This window comes from Oribacterium parvum ACB1, from assembly GCF_000238055.2.
Lineage (GTDB): Bacteria > Bacillota > Clostridia > Lachnospirales > Lachnospiraceae > Oribacterium > Oribacterium parvum.
The window spans coordinates 1076993-1090983 of sequence record NZ_KE148312.1; the positions used below are offsets into that span (position 1 = coordinate 1076993).

Consider the following 13991-nt stretch of genomic DNA (forward strand, 5'->3'; position numbering starts at 1 on the left):
CCTATATTTTCCTCTCGTCTCTTCTCCTGCTCTGATTTTCTCCCGGTCCAAAACCGCGCTTTATCTGTTGAATGCCAAAAATGCTTTATAGGTATAGTAAACGTCCAGCTTTGCTGTAAGTTCAAAAGGCGCATGCATGGAGAGTACCGCCACACCTAAGTCTACGGTATCCACATCCATATTGCCCATAAACATAGCAATCGTTCCTCCGCCGCCTTCGTCCACCTTACCAAGTTCGCCAATCTGCCAAGCTACACCGGCATCCTCCATGTAGCCGATAACCTTCTGCATGGTCTCTGCAGATGCATCGTTGGAACCGCCTTTTCCTCTTACACCGGTATATTTGGTAAGCACCGGTCCATGGTTGAAAAATGAGGAATTCTGTTTCTCATACACATCCGGGAATGTCGGATCATAGGCTGCATTTACATCGGAGGAAAGGCAAATAGAATTCCGAAGAATGTCTCTTACTCTTTCTCCCTCGCACTCTGCAAGATCTTCTACAAAATGCAGTAAAGCGTCAGACTCCATTCCCGTATTACCGGTGGATCCGATTTCTTCCTTATCTACCAGTGCAGTTAAAGAAGTATACTCCGGCTTTTTGCAATCAAATTCTGCCATAAGTGCTGTATAAGCACAAACCTTATCATCCTGTCCGTAAGCACCGACCATAGAGCTGTCCAAACCTACGTCAACCGCCTTCTGTGCAGGCACAAGAGTTAACTCGGAACGCATAAAGTCTTTCTCGGTAATGCCGTACTTATCGTGCAAAATGGATAAAACCCTCAGCTTAAAAGCTTCCTTCACTTCCTTATCGTCTACCGGAAGGGATCCCAAAAGGATATTCAGCTCTTCTCCCTTAATACCCTCGTTCAGTTTTCTCTCGCCCTGTGCTCTTCCTAAATGCGGCAAAAGGTCGGTAATCACCAGTACAGGATCGCCGGGCTTCTCTCCGAAATCCACATCGATTGCCTTTCCGTCAGCAAGCATGATTCTGCCGTGAAGGGCAAGGGGAATGGTAGTCCACTGGTACTTCTTGATTCCTCCATAATAGTGGGTCTTAAAGTATGCCAGCTCCTCTGTCTCATAGAGCGGATTCGGCTTTAAGTCGATTCTCGGGGAATCGATATGCGCAATATTGAAATGAATTCCTTCATTCAGGGGCTTCTTTCCGATGGTCACAAGATAAAGATTCTTTCCTCTGTTTACGTAATAGAACTTATCTCCCGTCTTTGTCTTTATGCCACGGCTAAAGGGCTTATACCCTGCCTTCTCCGCTAAAGCTACACTGTAGCTGACACATTCTCTCTCTATTTTGGAATGATCCAAAAAAGTTTTATAGCCCTCTGCAAATTCCATAGCCTTCTCTATATCTTTCGGGTTGTCCTTTGCAATATGCTTTGGCTTGAAAAACAACTTTTCTTCCAATTTTTGTCCTTCTGTCTTTCCCATAAAACATTCCCTCCTTTAAAATGAATTACTTCCCAGCAAGTTGGATTTATTCAAAAGCATTTTACCATTGTAACACTGCTATAGGAACAAAAAACTTGTTTTATCCTAGCTTCTTCTTGTGTTCTAAATGTGAAAACTTCCAAGCTTTTCTTAAAGAGCAAGAAAGTGCTATTTCAAAACATTTTCTACTTTACCATTCCAAAACGATTCAATGGCCAATAGCAGATATAGACCTTTGCCAGCATCTTCTCTCTTTTTACAAATTGATTTTCTCCCCAGAAGCGCGCATCCGCGGAGTTATTTCGGTTATCTCCCATCATAAAATAATAGTTATCCGGCACAGTCACATCAATCTCCGGGAATTGATTACCATCTACAATCATAGGCTCCGGAAGATAATTTTCCTTTATCTCTTCCCCATTTACATAGACCGTTCCTACAGGAATCTTTCCGGAAGCAGACCGTACATTTAATTTTGTAATATAGCTTGCATCCACTTCACCGGTTTTCTTAATTTCAATATGATCCCCCGGCATACCGATAACTCGTTTTACATAATAAATCGGCTGATTCCGCTTATCTTCCCTACCGCAAAGAGGGCAGGTTCCGCGATCCGTCTCTCTATAGGTTTGTCCGTCATTTCTACATTTATAGCCATAAAGGAAAATAGCGATATCGTTTCGCTTTACTTCTCCGAAGCGATACACCAAACGAGAGCCAAAGACCCGGCTCCCTGCCATAATGGTATTTTCCATGGATCCTGTAGGAATAGTGGAATTGGCGATGACGAAGTTATTCAATAAAAATGCGGCAATCCCCGCCACAAGGATAATTTTAATCCATTCGAAAAGCTCTCGTATAAAGCTCTGCGGTCTTTTTCTGCTGCTCCGCTTCTTATTCTGTACTTCTATCATTTTCCTTTTCCTCTCTATTGTTGCTTTTATAAATCCTTCTCAAAAAAATTCAGACAAAAAGTAAAACATGGGATTATGATTCTTCCGCTCGTCTCTGTTGTCCTTTTGTCATATATTCATGCTCTTCCTGTAACTCCTTATAAAGCTCTGCAAGGCTCCAGTTCCTGTTGTTTTCCGTTTCCATGCACTTTAAGTCTACTCTGATTCCCAGCTTTCTCAAATCCTGCAGGAAACTCCCCACCTCCTGGCTGCTGAAGCCGATAAATTTTAGAAGCTCAGCTTCCTCCGGAAGTGTACTTAACTCCTCCTCGGCCGCCGTCAAAATCTTTATTTTACGAATAAGAGCCAGATTTCTAAGCCCCCTTAGTTTATCGGCATCTTTTTTATTTATATAGAGTATTTTCTTCTCCATTTATCCTACTTTCTTTTTTTCATTATTTTCTTCTAAGAAACGAATGATTCTCTCTATAATTTCTTCTCTTACATCTTCATTTAAGACTTCGTGACGTAGTCCCGGATAAATACGAAGCTGCAAGTTTTTATTTCCGGCCTCTTTTAAAATGCCGTAAAGATAAGCAGGGCCCTTCCCATACTCTCCCACAGGATCTGCTCCTCCTGAGACAAAGAAAATAGGGATATCCTTCAGCTTTAAAATTTCCGAAATACGGTTCACCTTAATTAATTCTTCTATCAAATCTCTGTATGCCCCAAGGGAAAATCCTACCGTAAGCGGATCATCTATTTTCCGGCGTATTACTTCCGCTTTTGTGCAGATCCAATCCCCTAAGCTTTCCGGATTGTGAAGCCCCCGACAAAAGTACTTAGCCATCAGGCGTCCTTCCGAACTGCCGTCCGCCTTTCCGCCCCGCATTGCTTTCTGTAACTCCAAATAGCCTTTTGACCCATGTAGAAGAGGACTTGGCCCGGCTGTACCGGAAAGAATTAAACCATTGACTTCTCCCGTATACTCTGCAGCATAATCTCTTGCTATAAAAGAGCCCATCGAGTGCCCGAAGAAAAAAAGCGGTAAGTTGGGAAACCATCTTTTTACCTGAATCAGCATCCTGTGTAAATCATGAAGAATGGCAGGAAATCCATCGTTATCTCCAAAATATCCGGGAATACTTGCGCTTCTCCCGTGCCCCTGAATATCCTGTGCACAGACTACATACCCTTCCTCCGCCAAAGCCTTAAAAAGGTAATTATACAATTCTGAATGTCCCTGCATTCCATGTATAACACAAACTATGCCTTTTTTGTCTTGCATCTTTTCATTCTGCCAGAGGGTTTCATATATTTTGCCAAGGCCGTTACTGGCACTTCGATACCATACTCGTTTTTCCACTGTCTTCCTTTCCTGATCCTACTACAGGAATCTTTCCCTATTTCCTGTTTCATAGTAGCAGATTGCAGGACGTCTTTCAAGAAAAGGAAAGGCTACTCCCCTTAAGGTTTAGCACTACATTTTCATAATATTTTAGGAAGGTTTTTCCCTTCCGAAGTTTTGAAATTCCCCCTATCTTTCTGTTTAAAAAGTCCCATGATTCTATTTATTTTATTATTGGAAGAATCATGTTATCATAGAAAAGGAGTTTTTTATCATTCATTATAGAGAGGAGGTTCCATGCTCATTTGTCCTATATGTGATTCAACATTGACAAATCGATTCTGCCCGCTGTGCAGAAAATTCGTGAAAGAGCCTTGGGTCTTGGATGATCATGTCTATATCAATCGTTCCCATTCCCTGCCGGATGACTTTTGTGAATATCATGGAAATGGACGTAAAACAACCTATCTGAACAGAACTGCGGAGAAAAAATCTCCTGTCATTTCTGCCCGGGTAAATCCTATGGCAAAAAGCCCGTCCCCTGTATTGCATCAGACGTCCGGAGCCTTGTCGCAAAAAGCGAAAGTGTCCGGTATGAACGGTATAGCCGCGGATGCTTTTCACAGTGCTTTTATAAACCAAAGGCCAAACAATACTCAAAGGAAAAAGTAAAAAAGTTTAAAAACAGCGGTATTCTTCACTTCGACAAGTTTACGGAGGAATACGGAAATAACAGAAAGGATAGAAATTATGCCAATTATTGTTTTTTTAGTCGTATTACTGATTGTTTTTCTCTCTACTATCCGTATCGTGCCCGAGGCATGTGCCATGGTTGTAGAACGTCTTGGAAGCTTCCATTCCGTATGGAGACCGGGTGTTCATATCCTGATTCCCTTTATGGACAGAATCGCAAAGCGCATTAACTTAAAGGAGCAAGTAGCCGATTTCCCGCCCCAGCCTGTTATCACAAAGGATAATGTCACGATGCGGATTGACTCCGTTGTCTTCTTTGTAATTACCGATCCGAAGCTCTATGCCTACGGTGTGGAAAATCCCATCGCTGCGATTGAAAACTTAACCGCTACTACGCTTCGTAATATTATCGGTTCTATGGACTTGGATACCACTCTGACCTCCCGTGATGAAATCAATACCCAGATGCGTTCCTTACTGGATGTGGCAACAGATCCCTGGGGAATTAAGGTAAACCGCGTAGAGTTAAAGAACATCCTTCCTCCCGATGCAATCCGTGAAGCCATGGAGAAGCAGATGAAGGCGGAGCGTGAAAAAAGAGAGTCCATTACTCTGGCAGAGGCAAAGAAGCAGTCTGCGGTCCTTACTGCAGAAGGTAATAAGCAGGCCGCTATCTTAAATGCGGAAGCCGATAAGCAGAAAACCATTCTTGCTGCCGAGGCACAGAAGGAAAAGGAAATCCGAGAGGCGGAAGGTAAAGCACAGGCTATTTTGGATGTACAAAGAGCGGAAGCGGAAGGGATTCGTTTACTCCGTGAAGCGCGTGCAGATGAGGCAGTGCTTCGAATTCGTGCTTTAGAAGCTTTTACCAAGGTTTCCAACGGTCGATCCACAAAGATTATTATTCCCTCCGACTTACAGAACATGAGCGGTTTAGTTAGTGCTTTAAGAGAAAGCAGCAGTCCCTTTGATGGAAAGGAAGAGCTTCCTTCTTCTGTGCAAAATACAACCGAAGGAAATACAGTTGCAACTTATCGCGATGAAATTCGAGATGAGGGCTAAAATATAGCATGATTAAAATTATCTTTTTTGATATTGACGGTACCCTTCGCCCCTTTGAAACGGGAGTGATTCCGGAGGCTACCAGGCTTGCTATAAAGAAAGCGCGGGAGGCAGGAATTTACTGTGCCATTGCGACCGGAAGGCATTGGGTGGAGATTTACAACGAAGGTCTTGTAGATGGCATGTATTTTGATGCCTTTGTGACCTTGGACGGGGGATACAGCTATATTTTAAACGAACAGAAAGCCAAAAAGCATTTTTTACTCAATCCGGGAAACAAGCCCAAGGAATATCAGTTCCTTATGGATATTCCGGAAGAGGAGCTTCCTTACTTCGATCCTAAGTTTGGTGAAGTGCTTTTACGGGAAGCAATCCCCTCTTCCATGGTGAAACGTTTCCTTTCTCTTCTTGAAAAGCATCCATTTCCCGTTCTTTTTTTGGAGGAGCGACGTCTTTATGCAAACTTTATAAACGAGGATCTTTTACGCACTCTTGCCTATGTGCATACAGGAGTACCTCCTCTACTTCCCCTTTCGGAAGCGGAAAAAAACGAACAGCTGATGCTGATTCCTATTTTGCATCAAGATCAGGTTCCTCTCATAGAAGAAGCTCTTCCGGACTGTCACCTGATTCGTTGGTCTGATGGCATGTCCTTTGATATTGCCAAAAAAGATGTTTCCAAGATTCACGGTATTCGAAAAATTATCGAGCGATTAGGCATCTCCATAGACGAGGTTGCCGCTATCGGAGACGGTTGGAATGATGTCGAGATGCTGGATTCCGTCGGTTTAGGGATTGCAATGGGTAATGCCAAGCCGGAAGCTAAAGCTGTAGCAAAGCACATCACGGAGCATATCCTGGAGGAAGGTCTTCCTAAAGCGGTGGATTATATCCTCAGTTTAAATCAAAAATAGTAATACTATTCTGCTACTGCTCTCTACTCCATTCCACTTTTAAATGCAAAAGAAAGCGAGGTTTTTAAGTGGAATGGAGTTTACTTTCCGCTCTGAAAGGGAAGAGGTCATGAAGAAAGAAATTGAAATTGTCAGAGAAAACATTCGCCATGCCTGTAGCCGTGTAAACAGGTCGGAAAAGGAAGTACTGCTGCTTGGTGTATCCAAGACAAAGCCTTATTCCGCAATACAAGAAGCCTATTCCTTAGGAATACAGGATTTCGGAGAAAATAAGGTGCAGGAAATTCGCGATAAGTATGAACTTATGCAGGAGGATTGTTTGATGAAAGACTGTCCTCCCCATTTTCATATGATTGGTACATTGCAAAAAAACAAGGTAAAGTATCTTCCCGGAAAGGTAGTCCTCCTTCATTCTGTGGATTCTGTTTCTCTTGCCGAGGTAATTGATAAGGAATTTGCAAAGAAAGACTTCATCGCAAGAATCCTTATCGAAGTAAATGTTGCTAAAGAGGACAGTAAATCCGGATTTTACATAGAAGAGTTGGAAGAAAAAGTAGCGGAAATGGCAAAGCTTTCCCATATAGAAATAAGAGGACTGATGACCGTGGCACCCTTCACCGAACATCCGGAGGAAAATCGTCCTGTTTTCCGCGCTTTGCGAGAAAGCCTGTTTTCTTTGCAAAAAAAATTCCCCTCTCTTCCCTTAGCGGAGCTTTCCATGGGAATGAGCGGAGATTATGAGGTTGCCATTGAGGAAGGTGCTACAATTATACGGGTCGGCTCCTTCATTTTCGGGGAGCGGAATTATCAAAAGCTATAAAAGGCAAACAGCTATACTGTTTGCAACGCACACCAATTTTATAAGTGTAAAGTGATGCCAACTGCAAAACAGAGCTTATTAATGCATAAAAGGAGCTGTAAAAAATTAAAATAATAAAGAGATTCTTTGTAATATAGGTCTGAATGCGGGGTAGTCTGAGCCCGTCGGTACTTGCGAAAAACAAGAGAAACGCAGTTTTTCGCTTAGTATCCGTTACGTGGCGAAGCTAGCGAGAGCGTGCCCCAAGTTCAGACCTATATTACTTAGAAAATTATTTTAATTTTTTTACAGCCTCTTTCTTTATGAAAAGCTCAGCATCGTTCTCAAAAACTGCATAGCTCTTCTTTGTTTTACTATTGTATGATATCGCAAATGTGCAAAAGCAATCGCAATGTTCTGCAATGATTCCTGTAATGCCACTGTCTTATCGGATAATGTCAAAAGATAAGCCAGCTTACTGTTCGGAACTCTAGTCGATAAGGGGAACATATGCGTTAAGATTGCTCTCTTTTCCACATGATTTAAGTAAAAATTCTGTTTCTCCGAATTCTCTATCGCATCCTCTCCATGGTAGAAGCAATACCATCTTCCATCATGACTTGTACCGTCATCCTTATGATAATCAATCATACAAAAGTCATGGAGCAAACCAATCTTTCCTGCGCTTTCCGCGTCCATATTCCACTTCTTTGCCAATCTGTACGCCATCATTGCGACCCTCACGCTATGCGCATAGGTATTCGTACTGCCATGTCTTGGGACATTTTTCAGCTTTCTATACTCTTCATTTTCTACAATATATCTGAATTTCTTCAAAAACTCCAGCTGTTCCCTTTTTACTTTCATTGGGATTCTTCTCCTCTTTATAGCTCGCAAAGCAGTCCTGTGCATAAGCCGGATCACTTCTATACTTTCCAAAACCTAACTCGTATATCATACTGTCATCGGAGATAAAAAATCAAGAATTTTTACACATTTTTAAAAAAGAACTAGGATTTATCTTTATTTACGATAGATTTGCACTGCTGTAGAAATCCTCCGCTTCTATATCGATTTAAAACAAAAAAATATAAATTCTATTCCTTTTTTCTTTTTAGCCTTTTACCACCTTTCTTATCTTTACGTTGAATAGAGTAAAGATTTGTCAGTCTTAATAATCTTTACAGTCCTTACAATTAGAAGTATTATGTTTTTGTTTTTGTAAGGCAATACGTAAAACTATCGGATACATAAGAGATTTGAAATACTATGGATATACAAGAAGATAAAGATAGAGAACTTAATTCTAAAGTTCTTTCAAAAAAGGAGAAGGAGAAGGAGAAGGGCATCTTAAAAAAGTGGATCTTCTCTACTCTTGTTTTTTTGTTTAGCTTTTTTTCATTCTTTCTGTACTTCTCTCTTTATTTTCTTCTTAACAACTGGAATGAATTAACTGTTGACGAAATATTGTATCACTTGAAGGCACCCATGGGAGGGGCTAACGGAGATCTTGTACGGCTTTTCCTCTTGTCCGTTCTTTTGCCGTCTTCCGTGATTGTACTGCTTCTTTTTTGTTTCTATATTTTACTGCAAAAATGCAAACTTCAAGAGCCCTGCTCAGTTTCTCCCCCTAAAGAAGTGCCTGCTGGAGCTCTTCCGGCTGTAAAGAAAAATCCGCTTTGTGCATTGCATGAAAAACTCATTTCGAAAAAAAAGACGATTTTTTTCAAAATCCTTGTTACGCTAAAACACTGTTATTTACTTCTCTGCTTCTGTTTGGGCTTCTTCTTTTTCGTTTTGACTATTGCCGATGCCTGGGAGAGTATTTCTTTGGGAAGCTATCTTCTTTCGCAGATTCAGTCCTCAACTTTTATAGAAGATCATTATGTGGACCCCAAAGGGATTGAGCTTCATTTTCCGGAAAAAAAGCGAAATCTGGTCTACATCTATATGGAATCCACAGAGCTGACTTTCATGGATGAAAAACATGGTGGAGCTTTTCCGGAGAACTTGCTTCCGGAAATGACCAAACTTTCTGAAGAGGGGGAAGATTTTTCCGGAGAAGGAGCAAAAAGAAATGGAGGAATCTCTCTACCGGGGGCTACTTGGACTATGGGCGCCATCTTCGGACAGAGTACGGGACTTCCCTTAAAAATATCCATAGAGCAAAATTCCATGGACAGCCAGAAGAGCTTTTTCCCTTCTGTTGTTTCCCTACAGGATATCTTAAAAGAAGAAGGCTATACACAGAAATTCCTCTTGGGCTCTGTTGGCTATTTTGGCGGACGAGAACTCTTTATGAAGGACCACGGCGATGTTAAGGTAGAAGACTTCAGCTATTGGAAAAGAAAGAATAAGTTTCCAAGAGACTACTGGGTAAACTGGGGCTTTGAGGATGAAAAGCTCTATACTTATGCAAAGGAAGAACTGCTTTCTCTTGCAAAAGAGGATAAACCCTTTAACCTGACTCTACTCACCGTAGATACACATTTTCCTGACGGCTATATCTGCAGACTTTGTAAAAATACCTATCCGGATAACCAATATGCCAATGTATTTAATTGTGCCTCCAGACAAATTACGAACTTTGTAAATTGGATGAAAGAACAGGATTTTTATGAAAATACCACGATAGTGATTTCCGGAGACCATCCCACCATGGATCGGGACTTCTGTGATAATGTACCGAAATCCTACCAAAGAAAGGTCTATACCGTCTTTTTAAATTCTGCTGTAGCACGAAAAGAACAGAAAGAACGGGAATACTCCACCTTTGATTATTTTCCGACTACCTTAGCTGCTATGGGAGTGGAAATTCCGGGAGAGCGTCTTGGACTGGGGACTAATTTATTCTCCGATGAATCCACTTTGACAGAACAGTTTGGTAAAAAGGAAGAAAAGAAAGAGTTGGAAAAGCGCTCCGACTTTATGATAAAACTTGGCGGAATTGATAAGAATTCTGCATTCAAACAAAAGGAAGAAAAGGAACTGAAAAAGAAAAAAGAGAAAAAGGCGGAAGAGGAAAAGAAAACAAAAGAAAACGAGGAGAGAGAACGGAAGAAAAAACAAGAATCGGAAAATGCAAAATAATCCATTTAAAAAGAGCTTGGTACTTTGACAATTGTCCATTACCAAGCTCTTCCTTTATTTTCAAGAAAAGCTTTTCCTACCTTGCTCTTCTTGTATTCACTTTTAGCCTCATACATCCTCTGATCCGCTTTTTGTATTACAAGGCCGGTTGTAACGATTTCACCTTCCAGGCGAATCTCCGCAGAAACTTCACTATAGGTGGCTGTACCGAGAGATATACTGACCGGGAATCTTGTCTTTTCCTTTTCTTTAATGTTTTCCAGATTCTCCAAAATCTGTTTGGAAACTTCCTCCAGATACTCTTCCGGACTGATTACCGCAATAAATTCATCTCCTCCGTTTCTACCGCAAAATCCGCAACTTGCGCTTACTGCTCCTTTTATTGCGAGGGCAACCATGCGAATCAACTGATCTCCCGATTCATGGCCAAAGTGATCATTCGTGTATTTTAAATCATTAATATCAATAAAAATCACTCCATAGTCCGTTAAGTGTTGATTATCCAAAACGTCCAGTTTTCTTTGCAGATATTGCCGGTTTCCCAAGGCAGTCAAGTTATCCGAAAAAGCCAAAACTCGCAAATGCTCATCCTCCAGATTTCTCTGCATCACAAGAATCAGCTTAAAGGAGAAAGCGGTGATAAATACAAATATCATTAGAATAATTAAAACCTTTGAATAATGTACTTTTACAAACCATTGTAAAAGTAAGGGCCATTTATGCGTTACACTTGCGGATAAAATAAGTCTAACCTGCTCCATAATTCCCAGTATAGCAACATAAACCAAGCCTACACCAAGAATATGGTCAGAACTGTTTTTCACCACTCTACCGGGGAAAATCAAGCTGACGATAGTCGAAAGTAACATAACAATCTGAACCCCCTGTGCCCAGCGTAAATGCCAAACGTAAGTATAGCCTGTAGGCAATAAGTAAAGAGCAACGGAGAGAAGAAAAAGTAAGAAAAGAATGGAGCCGGCAATTCGCAGGTATTTTTTTACCAGCGGGCGCTCCGTTTCATAGCTTGCATAAAGCGGAGCCGTAGAAAGAAGCAGGTACATACCGATATACTCTGCAACCGCATTCATATCTTCATAATTAGTCAGCATATACATCATTCCGGAATTTCCCAGATGCCAAAGCGTAATGGCAAAGATCATGCTCATAAGCCAAAATCCTTCACGAGCATAGATATGAATGCTTGAGAAAAATGCAAACATCATCATGGCCAGAAAAGTAGCAACAACGGTCATGACAAATATTGCATACGATGTTTCCTGTCCGATGATGGTAAAGAAAAGAGAGTCCGACTCTGCCATCATAACCGGGGAATCAAAGTTGTTTTCCATGTAAGGCATCTTCGGAAATATTTCTACGCGTATTTCATCACCATAGGCCTCTATAGGAACCGGTATACATACCTTTAGGTTTCCTATCATATGTCTTTTCAGATGTTCTCCAAACGAAACAATCAATTTATCCTTATAATAAGCCTTTACCACGCTGTTATAAAAAAAGAAGTTAATTGCCTGATGCTCCTTTTTCCAGTTTTCTTTCAGTGGGAGATGCAATATGATTTTGTCCTTTTTAGAAGAAAAATTAAATAAGTGACTGTCAAAGTGATCGATACTGCCATCCTCATGCAGAACTTCCACGGACATTTCCGTAAGAACGCGATAATTTGTAGCAGGAACTCTTCCCCATATACTTAAAAAAAGACGTAGAAAAAGAATCCCCGATAAGACGGAGAAAAACAATAGGATAAACGTTCTATTTTTTTTACACAGTAGATATAACTGTTTCATTTTTCACCCTACTTTTCTCTATTCCTACTTTTCTCTATTCCTGCTTTTCTCTATCCCCGCTTTTCTTTATCCCTGCTTTTCTTTATAAAAACTTCTTCCTCCCCTTATATCTACACTTTCATTATACCCTCTTTAATAAAGCTCGGTTCCATAAAACTATTTTATGCCCAACGGTTGCTCGACCTCTTATGAATACATTTATCTTCATACATGCGGGCATCCGCCTTTCGGATTACATGACTGGTTGTAATATAATCCTCTCCTGCAAGCTTAAGCTCCGCTTCCACTTCCTTGTAACTGGCGATTCCCAAGGAAAGGCTGATGGGAAACGGAACATGCTCCGATTCTTTTACACAGGCAAGATTCTCTCGAATCTTTTCTGCAACTCCTTTGACCTTTCCGGCCGGGCTGATGACCGACAAAAATTCATCTCCGCCATTTCTTCCTGTAAAGCCTCCTACACTGTCTACCGCATCCTTTATCGCAGAAGCCACTATTTTAATCAGTCGGTCTCCGGCCCCATGACCAAAATGGTCATTGGTATATTTCAAATCATTGATGTCCGCAAAGATAACAGCATAGTCCGTACTATGGCTGTTGTCCAAAAGATCCAATTTTCTCTGCAGATACTGCCGGTTACCTATAGAAGTAAGATTATCCGTATAAGCCAGTATTTTCAGATGCTTCTCTTCTAAGGTCTTCTCCAAAATATAGGCCACTTTAAAGGCATAAGAAGTCAGGAAAGTAATGAGCAAACTATATATTAAAAATCTGGCAAAGGGTGTAGAAGTAAACCACTGTAAAACCGGATGGCAACGTTCTGTAATTCTGCTTGCAAACATGATTCTGATCTGCTCCAAAAGACCAAAAACCGCCACAAAAATCATACCGTACTGCATAATATAATCGCCTCTTTTCTTCGCCTGCTTTCCGGGGAAAAGCAAGCTGATTAAAGACGAAAAGACCATTATAATCTGTATTCCCTGTGCCAAGCGAAGATAGGTCACAAAGCTATATCCGGTCGGCAAAAGATAAAGAACTAAACAAAGAACAAATACCCCACATAAGAATCTTCCGGAATATGTGAGATATTTTTTTACTATCGGACGTGAGGTTTCATAGCTGGCATAGAGTGGAGCACTGAAAAACAACATGTACATTCCTATATACTCCACTACCGCATTAAAATTCTCGTTGGAGGCAGATGCATAAATCATACCGCTGTTTCCCATATACCAAGAGACTATGCCATTAATTAAAAGCATCAACCAGAATCCTTCTTTTGCATAGTCTTGCGTAAAATACAGACAAGCTAAAATGATGAGTCCGATATAACTTCCGATTAATACCATATAGAAAAAAGCAAAGGAGGTCTCTACTCCCAAGATAGGGAAAAATAAAGCATCATTCATCGACATTAAGACCGGAAAATGAAAGTTGTCTTCCATAAAATTCATTGTCGGCTGTATTTCAATACGAATCTCATCGCCATATGCCTCTATCGGCACGGGAATAAAGATTCTCAAATGTCCAATCATATGTCGATCTACATTCTCCCCGTAACTTGCCAAAAGCTGATCCTTATAATAGGCCTTTACTACTGAAGAATAGAAAAAGAAATTGATAGACTGGTATTCCGCCTTAAGATTTTCCTCTAAAGGAAGATGTATGGTGAGCTTATCTTTTTTACCGGTATAATTAAACAAATTACTCTTAAAGATGTCTACTGTACCATCCTCATGCTTAACCTCCACCGTCATCTTAGAAAGGCGGTGAAAATGGTCTTTCGAAACCGCTCCTTTTAATCCAAAAAAACAGTACAGCAAAAAAAGAGCAACAAAAAAGATGACAAGGACATGAACTATACTGTTATTCAATTTAAAATTGAAAAGCCTGTTTCTCACTACCCCACCCCATACTTTCCTAAAGTGAACA

The 13991-nt window shown here is 40.8% G+C and carries 12 protein-coding genes; 5 read left to right on the plus strand and 7 right to left on the minus strand.

The genetic code is table 11. The features are described from left to right. Positions 1-60: 60 nt before the first annotated feature. The 4 genes from HMPREF9625_RS04990 to HMPREF9625_RS05005 all read right to left on the minus strand — a co-directional run bounded on the left by HMPREF9625_RS04990 (position 61) and on the right by HMPREF9625_RS05005 (position 3711). Positions 61-1452, minus strand: coding sequence for an aminopeptidase (locus HMPREF9625_RS04990; protein WP_009535898.1), 1392 nt, complete (start codon positions 1450-1452; stop codon positions 61-63). 185 nt (positions 1453-1637) lie between these two features. Beyond that, complete coding sequence (lepB, locus tag HMPREF9625_RS04995; RefSeq protein WP_009535899.1) at positions 1638-2366, minus strand: signal peptidase I; 729 nt, start codon at positions 2364-2366, stop codon at positions 1638-1640. Between the two features lie 73 nt (positions 2367-2439). After that, positions 2440-2778 carry a DUF3783 domain-containing protein gene (locus HMPREF9625_RS05000; protein ID WP_009535900.1) on the minus strand — a complete coding sequence of 113 codons (339 nt, stop codon included), beginning with the start codon at positions 2776-2778 and terminating at the stop codon, positions 2440-2442. Then, entirely contained in the window at positions 2779-3711 is a 933-nt protein-coding gene (locus tag HMPREF9625_RS05005) for an alpha/beta fold hydrolase (RefSeq protein WP_009537943.1), read from the minus strand. It abuts the gene before it with no gap. 345 nt (positions 3712-4056) lie between these two features. Between HMPREF9625_RS05005 and HMPREF9625_RS05010 the strand changes: the two genes are divergently transcribed. The 4 genes from HMPREF9625_RS05010 (at position 4057) to HMPREF9625_RS05025 (ending at position 7182) form a co-directional block, all read left to right on the plus strand. Next, positions 4057-4365 (plus strand): hypothetical protein, encoded by a 309-nt coding sequence (locus HMPREF9625_RS05010; protein ID WP_009537946.1) that lies wholly within the window; start codon positions 4057-4059, stop codon positions 4363-4365. Between the two features lie 78 nt (positions 4366-4443). Further along, a complete protein-coding gene (locus tag HMPREF9625_RS05015; RefSeq protein ID WP_009535903.1) occupies positions 4444-5448 on the plus strand; it encodes an SPFH domain-containing protein in 1005 nt (334 codons plus the stop codon). 8 nt (positions 5449-5456) lie between these two features. Continuing rightward, positions 5457-6362 carry an HAD hydrolase family protein gene (locus HMPREF9625_RS05020; RefSeq protein WP_009535904.1) on the plus strand — a complete coding sequence of 302 codons (906 nt, stop codon included), beginning with the start codon at positions 5457-5459 and terminating at the stop codon, positions 6360-6362. Between the two features lie 109 nt (positions 6363-6471). Next, entirely contained in the window at positions 6472-7182 is a 711-nt protein-coding gene (locus tag HMPREF9625_RS05025) for a YggS family pyridoxal phosphate-dependent enzyme (protein ID WP_242822663.1), read from the plus strand. 300 nt (positions 7183-7482) lie between these two features. Here HMPREF9625_RS05025 and HMPREF9625_RS05030 read toward each other — a convergent pair whose 3' ends face one another. After that, positions 7483-8028: an HD domain-containing protein gene (locus HMPREF9625_RS05030; protein WP_009535906.1), complete on the minus strand. Its 546-nt coding sequence runs from the start codon at positions 8026-8028 to the stop codon at positions 7483-7485. A gap of 402 nt (positions 8029-8430) precedes the next feature. Here HMPREF9625_RS05030 and HMPREF9625_RS05035 point away from each other — a divergent pair, with 402 nt between their 5' ends. Next, entirely contained in the window at positions 8431-10251 is a 1821-nt protein-coding gene (locus HMPREF9625_RS05035) for an LTA synthase family protein (RefSeq protein ID WP_009535907.1), read from the plus strand. A 38-nt stretch (positions 10252-10289) separates the two neighbouring features. Here the strand turns inward: HMPREF9625_RS05035 and HMPREF9625_RS05040 are convergent, their stop codons facing one another. Together HMPREF9625_RS05040 and HMPREF9625_RS05045 are read right to left on the minus strand one after the other, a co-directional pair. Continuing rightward, the gene (locus HMPREF9625_RS05040; RefSeq protein ID WP_009535908.1) at positions 10290-12056 is read right to left on the minus strand and encodes a GGDEF domain-containing protein; all 1767 of its coding nucleotides are present in this window, start codon (positions 12054-12056) and stop codon (positions 10290-10292) included. Positions 12057-12217: 161 nt separating this feature from the next. Next, positions 12218-13960: a GGDEF domain-containing protein gene (locus tag HMPREF9625_RS05045; protein WP_009537947.1), complete on the minus strand. Its 1743-nt coding sequence runs from the start codon at positions 13958-13960 to the stop codon at positions 12218-12220. Positions 13961-13991: the final 31 nt, after the last annotated feature.